Origin of the sequence: Prochlorococcus sp. MIT 0801 (genome assembly GCF_000757865.1) — a bacterium.
Taxonomy (GTDB): Bacteria; Cyanobacteriota; Cyanobacteriia; order PCC-6307; family Cyanobiaceae; genus Prochlorococcus_B.
Genome location: NZ_CP007754.1, coordinates 840,360 through 865,973 on the forward strand (window position 1 = coordinate 840,360; position 25,614 = coordinate 865,973).

A 25,614-nucleotide genomic window follows, 5' to 3' on the forward strand; every position below is an offset into this window, starting at 1 on the left:
AATTCAGGTTGAATTGATTAAAAAAAGTCAATAAGTAATGATTAATCATCTGACTGAATTTGCTCTTTAGCTTTTTCTCTCTCCCACATGCTTTTATACAAACCGTCTTTCTTAATTAAGAATTGATGTTTTCCTTCTTGTACAATTTTTCCATCATTCATTACTAATATTCGGTCACACGCAGCAGCAGCTGAAAGCTGATGACTAATCATTAATACTGTTTTACTATATTGATTTTTTATTGTTTGAAGTATTGCTGACGCGGTTTTATTGTCCACACTTGCTAAAGCATCATCTAGAACAATTATCTTTGAATCTACCAATAATGCTCGACTTAAAGCAGTTCGTTGTCTTTGTCCACCGCTGAGTGTTATTCCTCTTTCTCCGACAAGTGTTTTAAGTCCATCAGGAAAACCTTTTATATCATCTGTCATTCTTGCTTCATAGGCTGATTCTTGGACTTTATCTATGGACGCTTTTGGATTCCCATATTTAATGTTTTCTGAAAGTGTTTCTGTGAAAAGATATCCCTCTTGAGGTACTAAAGCAATATTGCTTCTTAACTGCTTCAGCTTTAAGTCCATGACATCATGATCGTCTAAATACAAAGATCCTTCATCAATTTTTATCATCCTCCCTAAAGCTCTTGCCAAGGTCGTTTTACCGCAACCTACAGGACCTACCAAGGCGACTATTTCTCCGGGGTTTATTTTAAAAGAAATTTCATCTAGTATTTTCCTATGAGAATCTTCATAACTTACTGAAAGATTTCTTGCTTCTAATTTTCCTGAAATAGGTTTAGTTATATTTACAGTATTATCTTTATCTTTGATTGTTGGTTCATGATTAAGTAGCTCTTCTACTCTCTCTAAACTTACTTGACCCAATTGAAAAGTATTAAGTGTAAAACCTAATAAGGCTGTTGGAAAAACCAGTCTTTCTACATATAGAATTAAAGCTACCAATCCTCCAACAGTAAGATTTCCGCTGCTAAGTTGCCCACTCCCAATTGCAATAAGTAGAAGCAAAGATATTGAGGATAAACCTTGAAGTAGTGGAAATAAAGTACTTGCAGTTCTTGCAAGGTTAATAGCGGCGTCTCGGTATCTGATGTTTAATTTTTTGAATGCTTCTTGTTCAGCTCGTTCTTGACCATAAATCTTAATGGCACTAATGCCAGATAGATCTTCTTGAATTAACTCACTTAATTCGGATAAAGCTTGTTGTTGCCTCTTTCTTTGTTTAACCATTCTTCCACCGAACAATCCAACGGTGCCAAGTAAAACTGGATAGACGGATATGGCAAAAAAGGTTAATAGCGGATTAATTGTCAGCATCGCTGGCAATGTGAAGGTGTATGCCAATAATGTGTTTGTAAGACTAAGAACCGTAAAACCTAGCAATCTTCGAATGTTTTCTAAATCGCTAGTAGCTCTTGTTATGACTTCTCCAGTCCCTATGGTTTGAACCCATCCGGGGTCTTGTTCCAGCATTCGATCAAATAATTTTTGTCTCAATGAAACTTCTACTTGTCTTCCAACCCCAAACACGAGCTGCCGAGATATCAATCTTGCTCCCCCCATCACTGTTGCCATAAGTATTAACCATGTCGACTTATTTAAGACGTATGAAAATGTAAATCCTTCTTTTAGATCATCAACGATATTTCTAACTTCCATTGGAATAGCAACGCTTAAAATATTTACAAAAATCAGACAGAAAGCACCTATTATCAGATCCCTCTTATGTGGTCTCAAATAGTTTTTTATTAGATCTAGTCTTAATGCAGCCATTCTTTTATTAATATGCCCATTAACCTAGGCAATATAAGCCCATGGACGTGAGCAAAATCCAATTTAACTAATTTATGAACGAGGCACAAAATCATCCGCTTTATTCAACAGATCGTGAAAATCTTGATCGATTGTGTGCGATAGATTCTCCAACCTCAAATAATTTTGTTGAACTAGCTAGATTAATAATTCGATATCAGGATTTCAGAGGTGCTGAAGATCTTAATTCTGATATGGAAAAACTTTTAAAAAAATGGAGCATTAATCGTGACAAATTAGAGGAAATAACAAGGAAACTTTGGTCAGAGGGATTTCGTCCTTCAAGTCATTCAAGTTCCGATAACGTCGGTTCTGGATTTGATACGTCAGATTCCACTGAATCTTAATGTTAGGAAATTATTTTTTTATTTAAACAACTTCCATTGTTGATATATTAATGATTAAGTTATAAAAAATATTCTGCTTGGAACGCTTAACACTTAGGACTTTTTCTGATAAATGACCATTCTAAATCCTATAACTTTTCCAGTAATTCTTGAATCACTTCTTGCTTCCAATGATTTAACTGAAGAGCAATCTAATTATTTAATGAATTCATGGCTCGAAAATAAAATTGAACCAGTTCAAACAGGGGCATTCTTAGCAGCTTTTAGAGCAAAGGGGGTTTCTGGTAATGAACTTTCGGTAATGGCAAAAATTCTTCAAGATGCCTCAACGACACCATCAGATCTACCATCTTTTGATTTGGTAGATACATGCGGAACTGGTGGAGATGGAGCGAACACATTCAATATTTCTACAGCAGTTGCTTTTGTCTCGGCGGCCTTAGGGGTGAAAATCGCTAAACATGGAAATCGAAGTGCTAGCGGCAAGGTTGGATCAGCAGACGTATTAGAAAATTTAGGATTACCTTTAAATGTTTCTTCCGGAAAAGTTCTTGAAGCTTTAAAGAAGTTAGGTATTACATTTCTTTTTGCTCCTTCTTGGCATCCTTCATTGGTAAATCTTGCTCCTTTAAGAAAAAGCTTAGGAGTTAGAACCATCTTTAATTTACTGGGTCCATTAGTTAACCCACTTAGACCAAAGTCTCAAGTATTGGGAGTAGCCAAAGCTGATTTGCTTGATCCAATGTCGCTAGCTTTAAAAGGAATGGGACTTAAAAGAGCTGTAGTTGTTCATGGAGCAGGTGGTCTTGATGAGGCTTCACTAGCTGGGGCTAATGAATTTAGGTTCTTAGACAAAGATGTTATTAAAACTGAAATTATTAACCCTAGTGATCTTGGACTTACTGAAATCTCCAATGAAAGATTGAAAGGTGATGATTTGAAAACTAATTCTCAAATCTTAAAGTCTTTACTTAATGGAGAAGGAAATAAATATCACAAAGAAGTCGTAGCATTAAATACTGCTCTTGTTTTATGGGTATCAGGAGTTGAGGATGATTTATCTTCAGGTGTTAAACGAGCATTAGTTTGTTTGAATACAGATAAGTCATGGCTCCTTTTCGAGCAATTAAGAGATTTTTTAGCCATTTAATCCTTTTAACTGATAAGCCTTATTCCTTATGTTTTTCGATACTGATAGCTCTGCGATTTTGTTATTAGAGGATGGGATCTATTTTGAAGGATTATCTTTTGGTGCGCTTGGAACTATTTCTGGTGAAGTCGTATTTAATACAGGTATGACAGGTTATCAGGAGGTCATAACTGATCCAAGTTACTATGGTCAACTTATTACTTTTACCTATCCAGAGATTGGTAATACAGGAGTCAATTTTGAGGATAATGAATCATCACATCCTTCAGTTAAAGGTGTTATTGCTCGTCAAATATCAAACACTCCCAGTAACTGGAGACATGAAATTTCGTTTGAAAATTGGTTAAAGGATGAAAATGTTGTTGGAATCCATGGAATAGATACAAGATCACTTGTTAGACATATAAGAGAGTCTGGCTCTTTGAATGGAATTATTTCATCAGAGTCCAAATATTCAATAGCTGAATTATTTTCACTTTTAAAAAAATCTCCTTCAATGAGTGGTCTGAATCTTGTCGATAAAGTAACTACAAAAACTGCTTTTCAAGCTAATTCAACTTGTCCTGTTGCATTTGATATGAGAATTAAAAATACTCAAACTATTCCATACAAAGTTGTTGCTATAGATTTTGGGATAAAGAAATCGATATTGGACCGGTTAGTTGCTCATGGTTGTGAGGTAACTGTCTTACCTGCAAATGCTGAAATGGCCGATGTTTTAGCTTTATCACCTGAAGGTGTTTTTCTTTCAAATGGTCCAGGTGATCCATCCACAGTCGATAGTGGTATTAATCTTGCTAAAAATTTAATTGAATATAAAAAACTACCTGTTTTTGGAATCTGCCTAGGCCATCAGATCCTTGGATTGGCTTTAGGTGGTAAAACTTTTAAACTTTCTTATGGACACAGAGGACTAAATCATCCATGTGGATTGAATGGAAAAGTTGAAATTACTAGTCAAAACCATGGATTTGCTTTGAATTCAGAATCTTTGAATTCCAAAAAAATAAAAATCACCAGATTAAATTTAAATGACCAAACAGTCGCTGCAATTTCTGTAATTGACAGGCCTTTCTTTGGTGTTCAGTATCACCCCGAAGCGAGCCCTGGTCCGCATGATGCTGATCATCATTTTAATCATTTCGTAACCTTAATAGAAGAACGACGAAGAATCGTGGATTAATTTGGTTTCTATCACTACACTTCCATCATGAAGTCATAGGGGACTAATCCCATAACTGAATTAAAAAGACTTACTGTTTCTCTTAGAGGTGGTTCTAAACAGCAAAATGGTTGTTTAGTGATTAATTTCACTGGTCAACTAGATGCTTATTCAGAGAAACAATTCACAACTTATATCAATGAAGTTTTAGCTTCTAATCAACTATCAGTTGTAATTGATTTAACTAATATCGATTTCATTGATTCTTGTGGCTTAGGTGCAATGGTTCAAGCTGCTAAGAAATGTACTAATTCAAAAAGATCCTTTAATGTTGTAGGAAATCCAAGAGTTATTCAAACAATTAAACTTGTTCGCTTAGAGGAATACCTTCATGTTGCACCTGATCTAAATACTGCAATTGGTAGATTATCAGCTTGACTGATTGGATTCGCTCTTACAAATCAACCATTTCTCCCGATGGCTTGGGTCCTTTGCAACTAGCTTGGTTGGGAGATGCTGTGTGGGAAATGCATCAAAGGTTGAGATATTGCAGTATTCCAATGCGCTCTAAGGATCTGCACAATGCCGTTGTTAAAGAGGTAAACGCATCCAGTCAAGCTAAGGCAATCACAAAAATAGAGCCTTTCCTCACTGATACTGAAAAGGATTTCCTTAGAAAAGGTAGAAACAAAGCTGGAAGAGGTCCTAAAAATGTAGATGCAGCCACATATGCAATTGCGACCGGATTTGAGACTATTGTTGGTTGGTTGTTTTTGAAAAATCCAAATCGTCTTGCAGATTTATTCGATCTTCTTGATCGACCCATTAACTAAAAAATATTTCTTATAAAATGAGTTATCGCTTTAATAAAGACAGAAGGAATTCAAAAAACTCTTCATCTAATAAACGAAGTAGTAATTTTTCTCGCCAAGATAATGACTCCCAAAATTCAAACTACAATGATCGAAGAAGAAACCATAACAAAACAAATCGTCTTTCTTCAGATCCATTAAATCAATATTCATTAGACAAAGAATCTTCTGAAAGATCAAGAAGTCGTAACGAGACAAATTCCAACTACAGAGGATCTAATCGATTCGAAAGAAAATCGACCAACCCTTCAAACAGAAATCAAAACTCTCAGGATACCAATATTTACAGAGGATCTAATCGATTCGAGAGGAAATCGGCCAACCGTTCGTACAGAAATCAAGACTCTCAGGAAACCAACAATTACAGAGCATATAATCGATTCGAGAGAAAATCGACCAACCCTTCAGACAGAAATCAAAATTTTCAGGATAACAATAATTACAGAGGATCTAATCGATTTGAGAGAAAATCGACCAACGCTTCGTACAAGAATAAAAATTCTCAGGAAGCTAGCAGTTATAGAAGTGAAGAAAGCATAGAACCTCTCTCATATTCTCAAAGCTATACCAAAACATTAAGTGATGATCTGATTTGGGGCCGTCATTCAACTGAGTCAGCGCTTATGGGCGGCAGGCCAATTCATAGGATTTGGTGTACCTCTGAATTACGAAGTACACCAAAGTTTTTTCAACTTCTCAAAGATCAAAAAGCATCTGGTGTCTTAGTTGAAGAAGTTTCATGGTCAAGGATTGGTCAGCTCACCAATGGCGCAGTTCATCAAGGAATAGTTTTACAAATTGCCGCATCAAAAACACATGATTTAAAGAATTTAATTGATGCTTGCAAAGCTTTTGGTGATTCATCATTGCTATTGGCTTTAGATGGCTTAACTGATCCTCAGAATCTTGGGGCAATAATTCGATCTGCCGAAGCCCTCGGTGCTCAAGGCTTAATCCTTCCACAAAGAAGAAGTGCAGGTTTAACAGGATCTGTCGCAAAAGTTGCCGCAGGAGCTCTGGAACATTTGCCGGTAGCAAGAGTTGTTAATTTAAATAGGTCTTTAGAAAAATTGAAAGATGAAGGTTATACCGTTGTTGGCCTTGCTGAGGAGGGAACATCTACTTTGTCTGAAATCAAATTTGAAGGTCCTTTAGTTGTAGTAGTTGGGTCTGAAGACAAAGGAATTTCTCTAATAACAAGAAGGTTGTGTGATCAGTTAGTAAGGATTCCTCTTAAGGGAGTCACTACAAGCCTTAATGCGTCAGTCGCTACGTCTATTTTCTTATATGAAGTGGCTAGATCGAGATGGATGCGCTCAATTTCTGGACAAGACCCTTCACCTAGATTATTGAAACCTCAGATTTCAACTGAAAATAATAACTAAATCTTTTTAAAAATAACACCTTAAACAAGTGTATATTTTTTATAGTTGTATTAGTATCTTTATAACTTCATAATCAAATTAGATTATTAATTACATTACTCACAGCTTTTTATACCCAACATTCTTTCTCTTCTGATATATGTTTCATCATCAAGTGAACATAATATTCCATATTTATTTGTTAAATATCTGATTAAGAAAGTATAGTAAATTAAACGCAGTTTACTTATGGGTCCCATTAGGGCTCTTCGAAGCTTAGGTAATAGTTTTGGCTTGGCCTGGTGGGCGAAGGTTGAGACTCTTCATCCTGAGGTGACATATTGGTTTGGTCCATTTCTGACTCGTCGCAGCTTGAAGGTCAGTTTAAATGGATTTGTTGAGGATCTTTCCGCAGAGTCTCCCCAAAAAATAAGTCATAGTTTAATTAGGTGTCGCCGTAATGAGCCTCTAACGTCATAGGCTTAAAAATATTTTTTATAATTTAGTAATGACTTTTGAAGACTTGCGCCAGAAATTGAAAAGTGGTGAGGTTTCTTCCAAAGAGCTTGTTCAAGAAAAAATAAACCGAATAAACGAATTAGATCCAACTCTGAATACCTTTTTAACTGTTAACACTGAGCTTGCGCTAAGCAAAGCTGAATATATCGATAAACAAATAGCATCTGGCGACCATTTACCGCCTTTGTCAGGAATACCCATTGCGATAAAAGACAACCTTTGTACGAAAGGAATCAAGACAACTTGTGCAAGCAAGATTTTGGACAACTTTGTCCCCCCATACGAGTCAACAGTTACTAAAAAGCTTTTGAACGAAGGAGCAATACTTATTGGCAAAACAAATATGGATGAATTTGCGATGGGGAGCTCTACAGAAACCTCTGCCTTTGGTCCTACATTGAATCCATGGAACATAACTAAAGTTCCTGGAGGAAGTTCTGGTGGTAGTGCAGCTTCTGTTGCTGCCGGATTATGTTACGGATCTCTGGGTTCTGATACTGGCGGGTCAATTCGACAACCAGCTTCATTTTGTGGCGTTGTTGGTATGAAGCCCACTTACGGACGAGTAAGTAGATGGGGATTAATAGCTTTTGCTAGTTCTTTAGATCAGGTTGGTCCATTTGCTAATAATGTTTCTGATGCAGCTGAAATTTTGCAAGTTATATCAGGCAAAGATGATTTTGATTCAACTACTGTCGATATTCCTGTTCCCAATTATTTGGAGACCCTTTCTAAGTCAATTAAGGGAATGAAAATAGGTTTAATTGATAATTGCTTTGATCATGAAGGTTTAGCCACCGATGTTAAAGAATCTGTTCTTGGCTCTGCCTCGCTACTAGAACACTTAGGTGCAGAAATTGTTAATGTTTCTTGTCCTCGTTTCAATGATGGAATTGCTACTTATTATGTTATTGCCCCGTCTGAAGCTTCGGCGAATTTAGCAAGATATGACGGTGTCAAATATGGATTCCGCTCTGAAGATGAACAATCTCTCATTGAAATGACAACCAAAAGTCGAGCGCTTGGTTTTGGAAGTGAAGTTAAACGAAGAATTCTTATAGGAACCTATGCGCTTTCCGCTGGTTATGTTGAGGCTTACTACAAGAAGGCCCAGCAAGTTAGAACTTTAATACGTAAAGACTTTGATGATGCTTTCAAAAAGGTAGATGTTCTGCTGGCCCCAACAGCTCCTACCACTGCTTTCGGTTCTGGAGATAATATTGATAACCCTATGGCTATGTACTTATCGGATTTGTTAACTATTCCAGCTAATTTAGCTGGTTTGCCTGCTATTAGCCTGCCATGTGGGTTTGATAATTCTGGCCTGCCAATAGGGTTACAGCTAATCGGTAATGTTTTTGAAGAAGGTAAGCTTCTTCAAGTAGCTAGTCAATTTGAGAAAGCTGCTGAGGTTTATAAAAAGAGGCCTAATACAGATTTCACGTTATAAACTTTAATCCACTTCATGTGGAGGATATAATTGTCGCTACACTATATGCAGTGTAGTTTCGTGTGATATTAATGGCTTTTGTTCCTATTCATAACCATAGTGACTACAGCCTTCTTGATGGAGCTAGTCAGCTTCCTTTGATGGTTCAAAGGGCAAAGGAATTGGGGATGCCAGCTCTAGCCCTGACTGATCATGGAGTAATGTATGGCGCGATTGAATTATTGAAGTTATGTAAGGCCGAAAATATAAAGCCAATTATTGGGAATGAGATGTACGTTATCAATGGTTCAATTGATGACCCTCAGCCCAAAAAAGAGAAAAGATACCATCTTGTTGTTGTTGCGAAAAATCAAATTGGTTATGAAAATCTTGTTAAATTAACGACACTTAGTCATTTAAATGGTGTTAGGGGAAGAGGGATCTTCTCAAGACCATGTATAGATAAGTCTTTATTTAAAAAATACAGTGAGGGATTAATTTGCTCAACAGCTTGCTTGGGTGGAGAAATCCCACAAGCTATTTTAAAAGGAAGAAATGATGTTGCTAGAGAAGTAGCCGCTTGGTACAAAGAAATTTTGGGTGATGATTTTTATCTAGAAATTCAAGATCATGGATCAATTGAGGATAGAATTGTTAATAGTGAAATAGTCAAAATATCTGAAGAACTTGGTATCCAAATTATTGCTACTAATGATGCACATTATGTATCAAGTAATGATATTGAAGCTCATGATGCATTGATTTGTGTTTTGACTGGAAAATTAATAAGTGATCACAAAAGATTAAGATATACAGGTACTGAATATATTAAGTCTGAGCAGGAAATGAGAAGTCTATTTACTGATCATATAGAAAATAATGTAATAAATAGTGCAATAGAAAATACAGTCAAACTATCAAACAAAGTAGAAGAATATACGATCTTAGGGAACTATAAGATGCCAAATTTTCCTATACCTGATGGCTATAAACCAATCGAATATCTTAAAGAGATAACTATCAACGGTTTAAAAGAAATTTTAGATATTTCTAAGTTTGAAAATTTTCCAAGCTCTTATAAAGAAAGACTTGATTATGAGTTAAGCGTAATTGACCAAATGGGTTTTCCTACATATTTTCTTGTTGTATGGGATTATATAAGATTTGCAAGAGATAAAAATATTCCTGTAGGCCCTGGGAGGGGTTCAGCAGCTGGCTCTTTAGTCGCTTTTTCTCTTCATATAACTAATATTGACCCAGTAGAAAATGGTTTGTTATTTGAAAGATTTCTCAATCCTGAGAGAAAGTCAATGCCTGATATTGATACTGATTTTTGTATTGAAAGACGTGGCGAAGTAATAGATTATGTAACTAAAAAGTATGGTGAAGATAAAGTTGCACAGATAATTACATTTAACAGAATGACATCCAAGGCTGTTTTGAAAGATGTTGCTCGCGTACTTGATATTCCCTATGGGGATGCAGACCGCTTAGCGAAATTAATTCCAGTTGTAAGGGGTAAGCCTGCAAAATTGTCAGCTATGATTTCAAAAGATTCTCCTAATAAAGAATTCTATGAAAAATACAATAATGATTCAAAAGTAAAGAAATGGGTTGATATGGCAATGAGGATTGAAGGGACAAATAAGACTTTTGGTGTGCATGCAGCAGGTGTAGTTATTGCGGCTAATTCACTTGATAATTTAGTTCCTCTTCAAAGAAACAATGATGGACAAATAATCACTCAATATTTTATGGAAGATATTGAATCACTTGGTCTTTTGAAGATGGACTTTTTAGGACTTAGAAATCTTACAATGATCGAAAAGACAATCAATTTAGTTGAGAAATCAATTGGTAAGAGATTAGATCCTGATTCTTTGCCTTTCACAGATGAAAAAACATTCGAACTACTTTCTAGGGGAGATTTAGAAGGGATTTTCCAACTTGAATCTAGTGGAATGAGGCAGATAGTAAAGGATTTAAAGCCCTCATCTCTTGAGGATATTTCTTCAATTCTTGCTCTTTATCGCCCAGGTCCTCTTGATGCAGGATTGATTCCTAAATTTATAAATAGAAAACATGGAAAGGAGAGTATTGATTTTCAACATCATTCACTTGAACCTATTTTAAGTGAGACTTATGGAATCATGGTTTATCAAGAGCAGATCATGAAGATTGCTCAGGATTTAGCCGGATATTCACTTGGGCAAGCAGATTTATTGAGAAGGGCGATGGGTAAGAAAAAGGTATCCGAAATGCAGCGCCACAGAACCCTCTTTGTTGATGGAGCTGTTAAAAATGGCGTTACAGATGTCATCGCTGAACAGTTATTTGATCAAATGGTTTTATTTGCTGAATATTGCTTTAACAAAAGTCATTCAACTGCTTATGGTGCGGTTACTTATCAGACAGCTTATTTAAAAGCACATTATCCTGTTGCTTATATGGCGGCATTGCTTACAGTCAATGCTGGCTCGGTTGACAAGATTCAAAGATATATTTCCAACTGCAATTCAATGGGCATAAACGTAATGCCTCCAAATATCAATACTTCTGGTGTTGATTTCACTCCAAAAGATAATTCAATTCTTTTTGGTTTTTCAGCTGTCAAAAATTTAGGAGATGGAGCAATTAGAAAGATTATTACCTCTAGAGATGAAGATGGAGAATTTACCTCTTTAGCACACTTCTGTGATCGAATTTCACTTAGTTCTGTTAATCGAAGAGGACTCGAAGCTTTGATTCATAGTGGAGCACTTGATTGTCTTGATGAAAATGCAAATCGCGCGCAGCTTATTGCTGATTTGGATTTAACTATCGAATGGGCTTCTTCTAGAGCAAAAGATAGAACAAGCGGCCAAGGTAATCTTTTCGATCTTGTTACTTCAACAAATAATGAATCATCTCCAACTGATGATTATTTATCTGCTCCAAAGGCGAAGCAGGTCAACGAGTATCTTCCTTCAGACAAACTTAAATTAGAAAAAGAGCATGTTGGCTTCTATCTATCTGATCATCCTTTGAAGCAACTTTCAGAACCTGCAAAATTGATTGCTCCTATTAGCCTTGGTTCTTTAGAAGAGCAGAAAGATAAGTCCAAGGTCAGTGTCATAGCAATGATTCCAGAGATAAGAGAAGTCACAACTAGAAAAGGTGACAGGATGGCTATTATTAAGCTCGAAGATTTAACTGGTTCTTGTGAAGCGGTTGTTTTTCCAAAAAGTTTTGAAAGATTATCTGATCATTTGATGATTGAAACGAGATTATTGATATGGGGCAGCGTAGATAGGAGAGATGAAACTGTTCAATTGCTTATTGATGATTGTCGTGAAATTGATGACTTAAGATTTCTTTTGATTGATCTTCGTCCTGATCAAGCTACAGATATCAATATTCAGCATAAATTAAGAGAATGCCTTTCAAAAAACAGACCTGACAGAAATGAATTAGGTGTACGAATCCCTGTAGTAGCATGTCTCAAGGACAATAATAGTACTAGGTATGTAAGATTGGGTGATCAATTTTGCGTTAAGGATACTGATCGAGCTTTGGATTCACTGTCTAAGAATTCCTTCATTGCAAGATCAAGTAAAAGTCTTGTGATTTAAATTTTATTTTTAACTAGAAATATCTGCTTGACTTGTTTTGAATGCATCTTTCATCCTTTTTATGTTTGGCTTTATGTTTTCAAAGCCAAGAAAACTTCCTGGATTTAAATCCCAACTCGCTGAGAGTATTCCATAACTTAACCCTAATAAGCCTACAAGGAAACAAAGCGCTGAACTTACAAGAGTGAGTGTTGGAGATATTTCAGCAATACCTTTGCTTATTAAAAAATAACTCCCAATAAATACGCCCATGCCACTTAGCGTTGGAATACCTGTGGTAAAAGCTATTCTTCTTGCCATTCTATTTGCAACATAGCTTGGTATTCCTGATTTCTTGATAGTACTTTTTGCAAATTTTTTAGAAACTATTTTTGGAGCCGAGTTATTGCTGGAAAAACCTATTTTGACTTCTTTGGGTTGGTCCTTTTTGTTCTTTTTCGAACCTTTCATTAGCTTTAAGTAGTCTAATAACAGTAATTATCCTCTAATAGCTAATTTTTCTATGAGCTCTGTATATCTTTTTTCACTTTTGGTTTTTACGTAACCTAAAAGTCTTTTTCTTTGTCCAATCATTTTGAGCAAGCCTTGTCTTGAGGAGAAATCATGTATGTTGCCCTGAAGATGTGTGCTTAATTTTGAGATCCTAGTAGTAAGCATCGCAACTTGAACTTCTACTGAACCAGTATCAGTTGGATGTACTTGATGTGTGTTGATTAGATTTTGTTTCTCTTCTGTGCTAAGTGACATTTGTTTAGCTTTTCTTTTATATCTATTGTAATTTAATCCCTTACCTTCTATCAAGTACTCTTTTCACTCAATTTCATAAGAATCTCTTTGAGATGTTTATCCATTTGCTCTGCCTTTTCTTCTGCAGTTAGGGAATTTAATAAGGAAGAATTTTCTTTTTCGTTTGTTGTTATTATTTTGATTGAATCTTTTATTTCATTATCTACATATCCAAGTGAACTTAGAATTAAATATATTTCATCTATATATTTAGAAAATTGATTAGGCTCTATGTCTTTTTTGTCGTAATGACTTGTAATATCGTTATCTGTAAATCTTTGAAGTTTGTTTCTTAGCTCAACTATTAATCTCTCTGCGATTCGCTTACCTATACCTTGCGTTTTAGTTAATAAATTAGATTCTTTATTTTCTATTGCATTAACTAATTGAGTAACCCCAAAGTCTTCTAGTAATGCCATTCCTATTTGTGGACCTATTCCATTTACACTGATAATCTCACGAAATAAATCTCTTTGATTAACATCTATAAAACCATATAAACTTGTGCCATCATCACGATCTATTTTGTGAATCCATAATTCAATCTCATTAGAATCTTCTTCTTTACATAATTGTGTTGGTAATAATTGTATTTCATAACCAACTCCACCAACATTTAGAACAATTCCTTTTTTAGAGGATATTTTCCAAGTATGAATTATTTCACCTTTTAACCAGCTAATCATTATTTATTTTGATTGAATTTCAGAGTATTAAAAATATACTCAACCACCATCAATCTCACATCCAACGATTGAACCCCCTACTAGACCAGCAGGAATTGCCCACCAACGATCTTTTCCTCTGGATATGGCGGTGGCAAAGCCAGCTCCTAAAATACCTCCTGCAATTTTGCCTTCAGAGCAATCATTTTTATCAACTTCTTTGTATTTGATTATTGACCCTTCACCTGGGCATGGGACTTCCACCGTTTCCTCCCATTTTTTGACATATCCAGGATCATTTCTTGTTCCTGGAATATATTCTTCTCTGTATTCGTTTCTCGTACAAGTTCTACTTGATGAGTAACCTCTCTGAAACTCATCTGCAAGTATCGATGTTGATCCAGTGCAAATAAAAACTATTGAAAGAATTAGAGATTTACAATTCATATTTTTGCTTGTGTCGTTTTAGATGCACTTATACTAATAATAGTGGAAATAAGGACGCAAAAACCACCTACGTAAACTGAACTTGTTATTGTTTCTTGGAATATAAACACTCCCCATATACTTGCAAAGATAACTTGGGAATAATTTAGGGAAGTTGCTTGACCAGCAGGAAGCAGGGTTAATCCCTCTGTTATGAAAAGTTGACCAATCTGTGTAAAAATACCAATACCTATTATCCAAAACCAATCTGTTCCCGTTGGTAATACAAAATCATTAATAACAAAAGGTATAGATAAAGGGATAGAAACCAATGGAAAGTAGTAAATAATAACAAGAGGGTGTTCTATTGAAGAAAGCTTTCTTACACATATATAAGCTAATGATGTCATCAATGCGCCAAATATTGCAATGATTATTGCTAATATTGTTTCTTTAATATTATTGTTACTTGTTAATTCTGGTTGACTAACTAAAACAATTCCTATCCAACCAATAATGATTGAATATACTATTCTCCTTGATATAAATTCTTTTAATATTATGTATGCACTTATCACTGTAAAAGTAGGATAAATGTATTGTATTACTGTTGCTGTTGCTATGGGTAATATTACTAGGGCTTTGAAGATACAAAATAGTGCAAGTGAGCCTAGTAATCCCCTCATGATTAATAGTCTTTTCTGATATCCCCAGGGGTTGATTTTATTTTTATATAAGAAGAATCTTGTTATTATTATACTGATAGTAGCCCTAGCCAAAACAAGTTCTGAAATAGGTATTCTTCCTCCAATAGCCTTAACACAAACACTCATTAGGCTAAATGCCAAACCACTTCCTATTAAAAATCTGATACCTTTTAAATTCTTTTCTAATTTAAATTTATCTATAAGTAGTTTTTTTCTCAATTTCTAAATCTCTTAACTAAATACTTAAACATGAATTAAAATTATCATATGGCTTCTGCTCGACTACATCCTAGGACAATTGAGTCTGTCAAAGAGCGTGTGGATATTGTTGATGTAGTTGGTGAACATGTTGTCTTAAAGAAAAAAGGTAAAGAATATGTTGGAATATGTCCTTTTCATGATGATAGTAAACCTTCAATGTCAGTAATTCCTGGAAAGCAATTTTATTATTGTTTTTCCTGTGGAGCTGGTGGAAATGCCATTAAATTTTTAATGGAGTTTCAGAGACAAAGTTTTAGCGATGTTGTTCTTGAACTGGCTAAAAAATATCAAGTACCTATAGACACAGTTGAAGGGCCTCAACAAGAAAGACTTAAGCAACAGCTCTCACGTAGAGATACCCTTTATCGTATCTTGAAAATTGCTACTGGTTGGTTTAGAAATCAATTAAATTCTCCCTGTGGAGAAAATGCGCTTAACTATCTTAAGAAAAAACGTCGTTTGAGTGATGGTACTTTAATCAATTTTGAGCTTGGATTTGCACCAGATAATTGGGACTCATTACTCAAATATTTTGTAGATATTGAAAAAGTCAGTGTTGAAATTCTTGAATCTGCTGGATTAATTGTTCCTCGAAAGGGTGGGAATGGTTTCTACGACAGATTTCGCAATCGTATAATTGTTCCTATTCACGACAGGCAAAAAAGAGTTATTGGTTTCGGAGGAAGAAGTCTTGATGGTTCAGAACCCAAGTATTTAAATTCACCTGAGACTGAAATCTTTGAAAAGGGTAAAAATCTTTTTGGTTTAGATAAATCAGCTCTTTCCATTAGGAAAAATGATTATGCAGTTGTAGTAGAAGGATATTTTGATGTGATGGCACTCCATGATTCTGGTATTACTAATGTTGTCGCCTCTTTGGGAACAGCACTAAGTCGAAATCAATTAACGCTTCTCTCTCGTGCTACCGATGGGAAAAAGATCCTTTTAAATTTCGACGCTGATAATGCTGGAATTCGTGCAGCTAATAGAGCTATTAGCGAGGTAGAAAACCTTGCTATTCAAGGTCAACTAGATTTAAGAGTCCTTCAATTACCTTCAGGCAAAGATCCAGATGAGTTCCTTAAGGACAATTCTCCATCCGAATATGAAGCATTAGCGGCAAAAGCACCTCTTTGGATGGATTGGCAAATTGATCAATCTATGAAGGATTTAGATTTAAGTAAATCTGATCAATTTCAGGAAGCCGTTAGCAACTTGGTAAGCCTTCTTGGAAAGTTACCTCAAACGGCGATAAGAACCCATTATCTGCAGAAGGTTGCTCAGCGTCTTAGTGGAGGTCAAGCTAGATTTGCTCTTCAACTAGAGGAAGATTTACGTAATCAAATTAGTGGTCAGAGATGGCACGGACGCTCTAAGAAGATTGATAAACCTCAAGAAATTAGTCTTAGAGAAAGGAGTGAGGCAGATATACTTTTTACTTATATACATTGTCCTAATTATAGATCTCTTATTCGTTATGAACTTCGTCTAAGGGACTTAGATGATTTTGCAATTAATCATCATCGTGCAATATGGTCTACTATAAGTAACATTGAGGAAAATAAGTTTGGTACTGAAATTGTTGAGAAGATAAATCGTTGTAATGATTCTAATAATATTTTAGCTGATGTTGATTTAATTAAAAACTTGTTAGATAGCTTTCTATCCAATAATAATGAACATCTTCCTAAACTTACTCCTTTTCTAGAGGCTAATGAGCTTCGCTTGGCAACACTAATTGATCCCGAATCTTTCATTCGTGGAGCTCTCGCCGCTCTTGAAAAGCAAAAATCTTTAAAACGTTGTAGACATTTGATTGATGCATGGAGTACTCAACGTTTACAAACTCTTGAAAACTGTATTGCCTCTCTTATTGTTCGAGAAAATTCTGAGCCTAGTGATTCAACTGATATGGAGCAGAAGGTTATTAACATGTTTGAAGAATTAAATAATGATGCTATAAATTTTCAGCAACTTTACTACGCTGAGAGAAAACATATATTAAATTTAGATCAACAACGATGTTATAAATAATTATATATGTTTTTTTATTAATGAAAAATATCACATCTTTTAATTTTGATCAATGTTCTTTATCTAATGATCTTTGGTTGGATTTTATTAATAAAATTGGATTTATTAAAGCAAATTTAGCTGTCCAACAATCTCTCGATCTTCAGAGAATGCAGGGATCGACCTCCACTATACCTCTCCTTATTCTTGAAACATGTGGAACTGCTCTGGTGAATTCTCAAGCTGTTAAGACTTATATTGGCCTTTCATCTTTGGAGCAAGGAATGGTTTTGATTTTCAGTAGTAAATTAAACTCTGTTCAATTACTTAGAGAAAATTGATATAACTTAAATATTATAGACAATATTTTCTCAATTCATTTTTTATTAATTTTGGTTTATCTTCTAATATATATGCTTGTCTTTCTTTTTCTTCCTCTCCAGATATTCTCATAGATCCATGTAAAGCATTGATCTTCGAAGGGTTGATTGATTGTTTTCCTTCTATTTTTAACAAGTTTCCATCATTACATTCTTGCGCAACATGAACAGATTCATGCCTGAAAGCTTTTTTTATACGTAAGGCTGTCCTTTCATAAATATCCTTTTTGTTCATTTTTAGAATTGTATACCCCTCTTTTTTTTTTGCGTTACTTGTACAAATGACTATTTCTTTTTTTTTCTTAATTAAAAAACCAGCATAGTTTTTACCTAATAAACACAGTTTTGTGTTTTCTGCTGTTTCATATCCTGCTTTTTCAACTATTTGTAGTATTTCTACTTCTATTTTATCTAAAAAATCTATGAACTCCATTATCTTTATATTTTCCAATTATTATTCATTTTAATTTACTATAAATTAATGCTTTATTTGTAATATGTAGCATCATTGTTAAATATTATACTAACTCCTAATTAGCATGTATAGTTGGAATATTTTCCATATTTGTTGTTTTTATACTAGATAGTTTTTTTCTTCGTGGTGTCCATTCTTTATCCATCATTGTTGATCCCCAATTTATTGTATCTATACCATTTTTCGAATTAATATTATCTATTACATTATCCAGCCTCTGTAAATATAGTTCTTCTTTAATATTCTGTGCATCAAATATTAGGCTTTGTTTATATTGATTGCTTTGAAGTTTATGCAATATTACACCAGCTTTTATAAATTTCTTATATGGTTTAAAAATTTCTTTTGTTAGTAATAGACTTTTTTCAATCATGATCTTTGAGTTAGAAGTTGGAACGCTTATTTTTTGTGTTGCTTCACTCCTAAAAAAATCTTTTGAATGAGTATTTGTATTCGTAAAAACCGTAATAGCTGAAGATAGTTGATTATGTTTTCGCAACTTAGCACTTGCGATTAAAACGTATTTAATAATTGCTTGGCTCAAATCATCTAAGCTATCTATGGGGTACGAAAAACTCCTGCTTACGCATATTTCTTTTCGATCTAATGAGGTCTCTTTTATAGGGATACAGAGCTTTCCTTTTAATTCATTTTGAATGCGTAGACCAACTACACCATACTTTCCTTTGATTTGTTCGCTTGACATATCTCTAAGTTCTCTCGCATTAGCTATGCCTCTGTCTTTTAGCCATTTAGACATCCTTTTGCCGATACCCCAAACTTTATCTACATTAATTAGATCAAGATAATGATCTTTATTTTCAACAAGACCTATATCAAATATACCTGAATTCGTTTGTATCTTTTTTGCTAGATGATTAGAAATTTTTGATAGAACTTTTGTCTCACCAATACCAATAGATATTGGTATTCCTATGTTTTGATAAACCAAAGCTCGTAAATCTTTTCCCCATTTGTATAAGCACTTTTCTTTTGGACGTTTTATAGTTCCAAATGCTTCATCTATAGAGTAAATTTCCAGTTCTTCACAATTTTTTCTTAGTAGCTGCATTAATCGATTACTGGTATCACCGTACAGTTCGTAATTTGAACTTCTCACATTTATATTTAATTGATTTAATTTATTCTTTAACTTGAAATAAGGTTGTCCCATAGGAATCCCCATTCTTCTAGCCTCTGAACTGCGAGCTATTATGCATCCATCATTATTTGAAAGTACCACTAATCCCTTTCCTTTTACGGAAGGATCGATCATTTGTTCACACGAAGCATAGAAATTATTCCCATCAATTTGAAGTATTACTTTGGACATAATTAGACTTTTGATTGCTGTAATTCATGTATCGAATAAATCGCTACTCCCCATATTTGTATATCTATATATTCATATAAGTTTATTGCTGGATAATTTTCTTTATCTGCTTTTAGATAATAACTATCTTGCTTTTTGATAAGTCTTTTTAATGTGAATTCTCCATCCAAGAGAGCAACTACAATATGTCCAGGATTTGGGTTTATACTGCGATCTATTATTAATAAATCGTTGTTATAAATTCCTGCGTTATTCATTGAATTGCCGCTTACACGTAGAAAGAACGTACTTATTGGATTCTTGATTAAGTATTTGTTTAGATCGATACCGAGCTCTATGTAGTCTTCCGCAGGAGAAGGAAAACCTGCAGAAATAGTTTCTTTTACTAATGGAATTAATAGTGACGACAAACCTTCCTTTGATAAAGAGCAAGAGCGATTTGAACCCATAGACCCAAACCAGTACTATGCAGTATAGTACATTTGAACTACCTTTGTCCTTCGGATCTGTTTATCCCTTGTGGTAAGGGCCTCCTTGGGTAATGTTTTTTGCCCGGTAGAGTTGTTCTATTAGTAAAAGGCGGGCAATTTCATGCGGAAAAGTTAATGGTGAAAGACTTAATTGCCAAGAGGCGGAATTATTGATGGAAGGGGAAAGGCCCGAAGCACCTCCAATAACAAAAAAAATTTTTTGATTGTAAGAATTAAGAAGTTTTGTCGCTAGCTGTGTTGATGTAAAAGATTGACCATTTTCATTAAGAGTTACGAGAGTTTCATTTTTGCCAATGATTTCTTTAATTGTATGTTCTTCTTTTCTTTTGTTCTTCTCCTTTATTTCTACAATTTCTAAACCAGGTAATCTTTTTCGGTACATTTCTATACCTTCTTGAATCCATAATTTTTTTATTTTTCCTACAGCAATGATTTTATAGTGTGAAATATTAATCATAAAGATATTTCTAATCGATATCATCTTCGAGTAAAAATTGTTGAAATTGTGTATATAGGTTTAGGGCATCTTCAGCTAAAAGATCTTCAGAATTTTCATAAGTCTGTGGATCTGAATTGGAAGAAATTTTAACATTATTTGATTCAAGTTTTTTTAGTCTTTCTAATAAATGAGGTGGTACGTTTCCATCTGGAGTTATTTCCATCAACTCTCGAAAAAGTTGTTCAGGGTTGGTTTCGGTCTCAACAGGGTGTAATTTTTTATTTTTTGTTTCTTTGAGATTTTTTAATTCATTTGATTGAGGTTTTGATATCTCTTTTGGAAGTTTTCGTCCTAGCTCTTTTAGGCGCTCAAGGCTATGGCTATCAAAAGTCATTTTGAAAAATGTATATTGATTGAAGATCTTCTGGTGAGTATATTTTAAATAATTTATTTTTATTTGAGTGAAATATGTGATCGTTTCTAATGTGGTTTGTAGTTTATGCGTATGGGAAATAACATTTTGAATGATTTTAGACACATCCCAAGAAAACGCTTTGGACAACATTGGTTGAAAGATCAGGGTGTTTTGGATCAAATAGTCAAGGCGGCCGAATTGAACCCTGAAGATTGCGTATTAGAAGTTGGTCCAGGTAAAGGTGCTTTAACTGAAAAATTAATTGAATCCAAAGCAAGATTCATCCAAGCAATTGAGCTAGATAGAGATTTAGTCGTTGGTTTAAAAAAACGATTTAGTCATCAAGATAAATTTAGTTTGAGAGAGGGAGATGTTTTGTCTGTCCCACTGGAAACTGAGAATGGACTCATTATCAACAAAGTTGTAGCTAATATTCCTTACAACATCACTGGTCCAATATTAAAAAGATTTATTGGTGAATTAAGAAAAGCACCTGACAATACTTTTGAAACTTTAGTTTTACTTATGCAAAAAGAAGTTGCACAAAGACTTTTGGCTAGACCTGGGACCAGTAATTTTAGTGCTTTAAGTGTACGGATCCAGCTCTTAGCTAAATGTCAGGACGTATGTGATGTTCCTTCTAAATGTTTTCAACCAGCACCTAAGGTGGATTCCAAAGTAGTCATGATTAAGCCCTTTGTATCTATTGAGCCAGATTTTTATGAGATAGGCAATTTATTAGAGAAACTTTTGAAACATGCTTTTGCTGGTAGAAGAAAAAAATTACGAAACACGATTGGAAGTTTTGTTACTTCCAGCGATCAAATAAAGGATTTTCTTGCCTATAGAGGTATTAGTCTTGATCAAAGACCACAGGAAATTTCACCTTCCAACTGGTTCGCCTTGGCAAAAACATTAAAAGAAACTTGTGTTATTGAAAATGGTCCCTTCTAAATCAAATGAAGATTTTCTTATTGCAGTAGCACATGCAAAAATTAATCTACATTTAGAGGTTTTAGGTATTAGGAGCGATGGCTTTCATGAATTAGCAATGGTTATGCAAAGTATTAATTTAAGTGATCGAGTGAAAATGATAAAAAGAGCAGATAATAATATTAACCTTAAATCTAATAATAATGAGATTAGTAATGGTGATGACAATCTAATAATAAAAGCTGCAAGGCTGTTGAGAAATAAAGTAGGAAATAATCACTTAGGCGTTGATATTGAACTTGAAAAAAACATCCCTATTGGAGCAGGGTTGGCAGGTGGATCTACAGACGCAGCCGCAACATTGCTTGGATTAAATAAACTATGGAAGTTAAATCTTAAGACTCAGGAATTAGAACACTTATCAGAAGAAATAGGATCAGATATCCCATTTTGCATATCAGGAGGAAGGCAGATATGTTTTGGTAGAGGTGAGATTTTAGAAAAATTACAACTCGATCAGATTCAGTTGGGTCTTATTTTGGTTAAAGACCCTTCAATACAAGTCTCTACTCCAGTTGCATATAAAACATATAAAGAACATTACGGTGATAGCTATCTTGAAGATGATAGGGATTTTGAAATCAAGAGAAACTTCATCAGATCTAATGACTGGTCTGATCAGTCGATTTTCGATAATCGTAAAGAAATACAAAATGATTTACAAAAAAGCGTTCGCCCTATGACACCAGGGGTTGAAAAGTCATTGAATTTATTGTCTCGGTTACCTTGTTCCCGACTCGTTTCAATGAGTGGTTCTGGTCCAAGTTGTTTTGCCTTGTTTCAAAATTATGACCAAGCAAATAGAGTATTAAAAGAACATGTTAATGAATTTGAAAGGGCTGGTTTATCAGCTTGGGCATGTTCAATGATGTCTAATGGAGTTGAATTAAGAAATGAATTCACCTAGTAATGGGTTTAAAAATGAATCTGATGAATTAGCTAATCCTTCATCAAGTCCTTTAGATACCTCTAGTCCTCAACCAAAGAAAGGCCCCTTAAGCTTTCTTTCAGGTTCCATTACAAGCTTGTCTTTTAGCCTCTTAAGCCTTTTTATTAGTAAAAAGATAGTTATATATTTTTCTATTCATTCTCCTAATTATTCTTCACCGTTTGCCCAGAGTATTGCCTCTGGTTTTAAAACACTAATTATTGGGATTAGCTTTCTTGCAACTTTTACTTTTGGTTTTATTGGACTGGGTTTGTTTTTAGTATTTATTCGAAGTTTGATAGAAGGCAATAAGGAAAAAAATGACTAGTATTTAAATATTAAATTGTCATATTTTATCTTTCTATGACTCTTCATGATTTGGGGCTTTTGGTTTTATTACTCTCTCCTGGGATGTTGCTTTCCATATTGCTGTTATCGACTTTTGCGGCAGGTGGGTAATTAGGCACTGTTTGAGATAGTTTGGAATAACAAACCGGTAATCCGGACGATCTGTTAAAGCTGTGAAAGGGACTCTTTTATTTAATGCTCTTCGAGAAGCAATTGATGAAGAAATGGGTAGAGATCCCCTGGTATGCGTTATGGGTGAGGACGTTGGACAATATGGCGGGTCTTATAAAGTTACGAAAGATTTATACGAAAAATATGGAGAGTTCAGAGTCTTAGATACACCTATTGCTGAAAATAGTTTTACTGGTATGGCTGTTGGTGCAGCTATGACAGGTTTAAGACCAATTGTGGAAGGGATGAATATGGGTTTTTTGTTGCTTGCTTTTAATCAAATATCCAACAATATGGGAATGCTTAGATACACGAGCGGCGGAAATTTCACTATTCCAACAGTTGTTAGAGGCCCTGGTGGGGTTGGAAGGCAATTAGGCGCTGAACACAGTCAAAGACTTGAAGCTTATTTTCATGCTGTTCCTGGTATCAAAATTGTCGCTTGTAGTACTCCTACAAATGCTAAAGGTCTAATGAAAGCTGCTATAAGAGACAATAACCCTGTTCTTTTCTTTGAACATGTGCTTCTGTATAACCTTATAGAAGAGCTGCCTGAGGGTGATTATGTCTGTGCCCTAGATCAAGCCGATCTTGTAAAGCAGGGAAGCGATATTACTATTTTGACTTACTCGAGAATGCGTCACCACTGTTTAAAAGCAGTCGAGCTTCTTAATGGTAAAGGAATTGATGTTGAATTAATTGATTTAATCAGTCTTAAGCCTTTTGATATGAATACAATCTCTAAATCAATAAAGAAAACTCATAGAGTAATTATTGTTGAGGAATGTATGAAAACAGGTGGTATCGCAGCTGAATTGATGTCTTTGATTACTGAAAATTGCTTCAATGATTTAGATTCTCCTCCTGTACGTTTAAGCAGTCAGGATATTCCGACTCCTTATAATGGAAACTTAGAAAATTTAACCATTATTCAACCTCATCAGATAGTAGACGCTGCCGAAAAGATTATTAATAATGGTGGATTAGATTAATAATGGGCAAAAAGAATTACTGGTTTCTTTTCGTTATCATTTTTGCAATATTTAGTATTTTTATATGTACTAATATTCCTTTCCAATTAGGTTTGGATCTACGAGGAGGTAGTCAACTAACTCTAGAGGTTCAGCCTACTAGGGAAATTACAAAAATTACTCCTAGCGAAATAGAAGGAGTTAAGGCTGTTCTTGATAAGCGGGTAAACGGCTTAGGAGTTTCAGATTCTCAACTTCAAACTGTAGGAACAAATCAATTGTTATTAGAACTGCCCGGGGAACAAGATCCTTCAGGGGCAGCGAAAGTATTAGGAGAAACTGCTCTATTGGAATTCAGAATACAAAAAAATGGTACAGCTGCTCAATTAAGAGATTTACAAACTCAACGAAATAGTGTTGAGTCTATAATTAACCTATTGGAAGAGAATAATAATTCATCTCAGTTATTAAAGGAGATCAATATTAACAATGATATTAATCAGTTATTCGAAAAATATAATATTCAATCTGACCAAATATTAGATTTAGTTGAATTTAATATTTTAAGGAATAAAATAAGTACTGAAATAGCAGGTCTTTTTGAACCAACATCATTAACCGGTCAGTATTTGATAAATGCAGGCAGACGACAAGATCAAAATACTAATAATTGGGAGGTCACTTTAAGCTTCAATAATGATGGCGGAGAATTATTTGCAGATCTCACAAAATCCATCGCTGGCACTTCTCGATTGCTTGGAATTGTTATTGATGGGATCTCATATAGCGAAGCAAGTGTCGGTAAGCAATTTGAAACTGCAGGTATTACTGGAGGGGCCGCAACTATAAGCGGTAATTTTACTGCTGATGATGCTAGGAATTTAGAAGTTCAATTAAGGGGAGGTGCATTACCTCTACCTATTGAGATAATTCAAATAAGAACAATAGGCCCTTCTCTAGGTACACAAAATATTCGTCTAAGTCTTTTTGCTGCTCTAACAGGCCTGTTTTTTGTAGCTATTTTTATGATCTTTATCTATAAACTAGCTGGTTTTGTTGCCGTCTTGGCATTATCTTGTTATTCGCTATTCACTCTCTCTATTTATGCACTACTCCCAGTAACTCTTACTCTTCCAGGTATAGCTGGATTTATATTAAGTATAGGAATGGCCGTTGACGCCAATGTTCTTATTTTTGAAAGATTAAAGGAAGAACTACTCAACGGAAATACTTTGATTCGGTCAATAGATGCAAGTTTTAAAAATGCCTTTTCATCAATAATTGATGGTCATTTAACTACTTTAATAAGCTGCATTACGTTATTTTATTTAGGAACTGGATTTGTTAAAGGTTTTGCAGCCACCTTAGGTATTGGGGTTGTGTTGAGCTTATTTACTGCCTTAACATGTACAAAAGCAATATTGAAGTTCCTAATGAGTTTTCAAGGTCTTCGAAAAATCTCTAACTTTATTTATGCTAATCAGATACCACCAACATCTATCAACGTTCAATAGCAACACTAATTC

27 protein-coding genes are annotated in these 25,614 nt (G+C 34.6%); 16 read left to right on the top strand and 11 right to left on the bottom strand.

The genetic code is table 11. The features are described 5' to 3' along the window. Positions 1 to 41 precede the first annotated feature (41 nt). Positions 42 to 1,793: an ABC transporter ATP-binding protein gene (locus tag EW15_RS04390; protein WP_038652404.1), complete on the bottom strand. Its 1,752-nt coding sequence runs from the start codon at positions 1,791 to 1,793 to the stop codon at positions 42 to 44. A gap of 74 nt (positions 1,794 to 1,867) precedes the next feature. On the opposite strand from EW15_RS04390, the gene EW15_RS04395 reads away from it, so the two are divergent. The 9 genes from EW15_RS04395 (at position 1,868) to EW15_RS04435 (ending at position 12,286) form a co-directional block, all read left to right on the top strand. Then, complete coding sequence (locus tag EW15_RS04395; protein ID WP_038652407.1) at positions 1,868 to 2,179, top strand: DUF3288 family protein; 312 nt, start codon at positions 1,868 to 1,870, stop codon at positions 2,177 to 2,179. A gap of 112 nt (positions 2,180 to 2,291) precedes the next feature. Next, a complete protein-coding gene (gene trpD, locus EW15_RS04400) occupies positions 2,292 to 3,329 on the top strand; it encodes an anthranilate phosphoribosyltransferase (protein WP_038652410.1) in 1,038 nt (345 codons plus the stop codon). 28 nt (positions 3,330 to 3,357) lie between these two features. Then, positions 3,358 to 4,512: a glutamine-hydrolyzing carbamoyl-phosphate synthase small subunit gene (gene carA, locus EW15_RS04405; RefSeq protein WP_038652413.1), complete on the top strand. Its 1,155-nt coding sequence runs from the start codon at positions 3,358 to 3,360 to the stop codon at positions 4,510 to 4,512. A gap of 51 nt (positions 4,513 to 4,563) precedes the next feature. Continuing rightward, the gene (locus EW15_RS04410; protein WP_071841044.1) at positions 4,564 to 4,929 is read left to right on the top strand and encodes an STAS domain-containing protein; all 366 of its coding nucleotides are present in this window, start codon (positions 4,564 to 4,566) and stop codon (positions 4,927 to 4,929) included. Further along, positions 4,926 to 5,324 (top strand): Mini-ribonuclease 3, encoded by a 399-nt coding sequence (locus tag EW15_RS04415; protein WP_038652419.1) that lies wholly within the window; start codon positions 4,926 to 4,928, stop codon positions 5,322 to 5,324. Before EW15_RS04410 ends, EW15_RS04415 begins: the two co-directional genes overlap by 4 nt. Positions 5,325 to 5,341: 17 nt before the next feature. Continuing rightward, positions 5,342 to 6,748, top strand: a complete 1,407-nt coding sequence (rlmB, locus tag EW15_RS04420) for a 23S rRNA (guanosine(2251)-2'-O)-methyltransferase RlmB (RefSeq protein ID WP_038652422.1) — start codon at positions 5,342 to 5,344, stop codon at positions 6,746 to 6,748. A 228-nt stretch (positions 6,749 to 6,976) separates the two neighbouring features. Then, positions 6,977 to 7,207, top strand: coding sequence for a DUF1816 domain-containing protein (locus EW15_RS04425; protein WP_038652425.1), 231 nt, complete (start codon positions 6,977 to 6,979; stop codon positions 7,205 to 7,207). Between the two features lie 28 nt (positions 7,208 to 7,235). Next, positions 7,236 to 8,696, top strand: coding sequence for an Asp-tRNA(Asn)/Glu-tRNA(Gln) amidotransferase subunit GatA (gene gatA, locus EW15_RS04430; RefSeq protein WP_038652427.1), 1,461 nt, complete (start codon positions 7,236 to 7,238; stop codon positions 8,694 to 8,696). 71 nt (positions 8,697 to 8,767) lie between these two features. Continuing rightward, a complete protein-coding gene (locus EW15_RS04435) occupies positions 8,768 to 12,286 on the top strand; it encodes a DNA polymerase III subunit alpha (protein WP_038652430.1) in 3,519 nt (1,172 codons plus the stop codon). Between the two features lie 9 nt (positions 12,287 to 12,295). Here the strand turns inward: EW15_RS04435 and EW15_RS04440 are convergent, their stop codons facing one another. From EW15_RS04440 to EW15_RS04460, 5 genes are read right to left on the bottom strand one after another with little or no spacing between them, the layout of a single operon-like run. Beyond that, positions 12,296 to 12,736 carry a PAM68 family protein gene (locus EW15_RS04440; RefSeq protein WP_038652433.1) on the bottom strand — a complete coding sequence of 147 codons (441 nt, stop codon included), beginning with the start codon at positions 12,734 to 12,736 and terminating at the stop codon, positions 12,296 to 12,298. Positions 12,737 to 12,763: 27 nt separating this feature from the next. Further along, positions 12,764 to 13,033, bottom strand: coding sequence for a 30S ribosomal protein S15 (gene rpsO / locus EW15_RS04445; protein WP_038655174.1), 270 nt, complete (start codon positions 13,031 to 13,033; stop codon positions 12,764 to 12,766). Positions 13,034 to 13,083: 50 nt separating this feature from the next. After that, the gene (gene ruvA, locus EW15_RS04450) at positions 13,084 to 13,758 is read right to left on the bottom strand and encodes a Holliday junction branch migration protein RuvA (protein WP_038652436.1); all 675 of its coding nucleotides are present in this window, start codon (positions 13,756 to 13,758) and stop codon (positions 13,084 to 13,086) included. A gap of 39 nt (positions 13,759 to 13,797) precedes the next feature. Next, positions 13,798 to 14,184, bottom strand: coding sequence for a cAMP phosphodiesterase (locus EW15_RS04455; RefSeq protein WP_038652439.1), 387 nt, complete (start codon positions 14,182 to 14,184; stop codon positions 13,798 to 13,800). Next, positions 14,181 to 15,089: a DMT family transporter gene (locus EW15_RS04460; protein WP_038652442.1), complete on the bottom strand. Its 909-nt coding sequence runs from the start codon at positions 15,087 to 15,089 to the stop codon at positions 14,181 to 14,183. Before EW15_RS04460 ends, EW15_RS04455 begins: the two co-directional genes overlap by 4 nt. Before the next feature lie 48 nt (positions 15,090 to 15,137). On the opposite strand from EW15_RS04460, the gene dnaG reads away from it, so the two are divergent. Both dnaG and EW15_RS04470 read left to right on the top strand, forming a co-directional pair. After that, a complete protein-coding gene (dnaG, locus tag EW15_RS04465; protein WP_038652445.1) occupies positions 15,138 to 17,165 on the top strand; it encodes a DNA primase in 2,028 nt (675 codons plus the stop codon). Between the two features lie 20 nt (positions 17,166 to 17,185). After that, positions 17,186 to 17,485 (top strand): hypothetical protein, encoded by a 300-nt coding sequence (locus tag EW15_RS04470; RefSeq protein ID WP_038652448.1) that lies wholly within the window; start codon positions 17,186 to 17,188, stop codon positions 17,483 to 17,485. A gap of 13 nt (positions 17,486 to 17,498) precedes the next feature. Here EW15_RS04470 and EW15_RS04475 read toward each other — a convergent pair whose 3' ends face one another. The 5 genes from EW15_RS04475 to EW15_RS04495 form a co-directional block, all read right to left on the bottom strand. Beyond that, complete coding sequence (locus tag EW15_RS04475) at positions 17,499 to 17,975, bottom strand: serine hydroxymethyltransferase (protein WP_225866607.1); 477 nt, start codon at positions 17,973 to 17,975, stop codon at positions 17,499 to 17,501. 79 nt (positions 17,976 to 18,054) lie between these two features. After that, complete coding sequence (locus EW15_RS04480) at positions 18,055 to 19,332, bottom strand: Y-family DNA polymerase (protein ID WP_038652454.1); 1,278 nt, start codon at positions 19,330 to 19,332, stop codon at positions 18,055 to 18,057. A gap of 2 nt (positions 19,333 to 19,334) precedes the next feature. Further along, entirely contained in the window at positions 19,335 to 19,781 is a 447-nt protein-coding gene (locus EW15_RS04485; RefSeq protein ID WP_038652457.1) for a LexA family transcriptional regulator, read from the bottom strand. 61 nt (positions 19,782 to 19,842) lie between these two features. Beyond that, on the bottom strand, positions 19,843 to 20,280 hold the full coding sequence (locus tag EW15_RS04490) for a 23S rRNA (pseudouridine(1915)-N(3))-methyltransferase RlmH (protein WP_038652460.1): 438 nt from the start codon (positions 20,278 to 20,280) through the stop codon (positions 19,843 to 19,845). A 10-nt stretch (positions 20,281 to 20,290) separates the two neighbouring features. Next, entirely contained in the window at positions 20,291 to 20,656 is a 366-nt protein-coding gene (locus EW15_RS04495; RefSeq protein WP_038652463.1) for a hypothetical protein, read from the bottom strand. Between the two features lie 111 nt (positions 20,657 to 20,767). On the opposite strand from EW15_RS04495, the gene rsmA reads away from it, so the two are divergent. The 5 genes from rsmA to secD all read left to right on the top strand — a co-directional run bounded on the left by rsmA (position 20,768) and on the right by secD (position 25,602). After that, the gene (gene rsmA / locus EW15_RS04500; protein ID WP_052041168.1) at positions 20,768 to 21,631 is read left to right on the top strand and encodes a 16S rRNA (adenine(1518)-N(6)/adenine(1519)-N(6))-dimethyltransferase RsmA; all 864 of its coding nucleotides are present in this window, start codon (positions 20,768 to 20,770) and stop codon (positions 21,629 to 21,631) included. After that, entirely contained in the window at positions 21,618 to 22,577 is a 960-nt protein-coding gene (gene ispE, locus EW15_RS04505; protein ID WP_038652466.1) for a 4-(cytidine 5'-diphospho)-2-C-methyl-D-erythritol kinase, read from the top strand. Before rsmA ends, ispE begins: the two co-directional genes overlap by 14 nt. After that, a complete protein-coding gene (locus EW15_RS04510) occupies positions 22,564 to 22,926 on the top strand; it encodes a DUF3082 domain-containing protein (protein ID WP_038652469.1) in 363 nt (120 codons plus the stop codon). The genes ispE and EW15_RS04510 overlap by 14 nt, the downstream gene beginning before the upstream one ends. Before the next feature lie 193 nt (positions 22,927 to 23,119). Next, positions 23,120 to 24,109, top strand: a complete 990-nt coding sequence (locus EW15_RS04515) for a pyruvate dehydrogenase complex E1 component subunit beta (protein WP_038652472.1) — start codon at positions 23,120 to 23,122, stop codon at positions 24,107 to 24,109. 2 nt (positions 24,110 to 24,111) lie between these two features. Beyond that, entirely contained in the window at positions 24,112 to 25,602 is a 1,491-nt protein-coding gene (secD, locus tag EW15_RS04520) for a protein translocase subunit SecD (RefSeq protein WP_038652475.1), read from the top strand. The last annotated feature ends 12 nt before the right edge of the window (positions 25,603 to 25,614 follow it).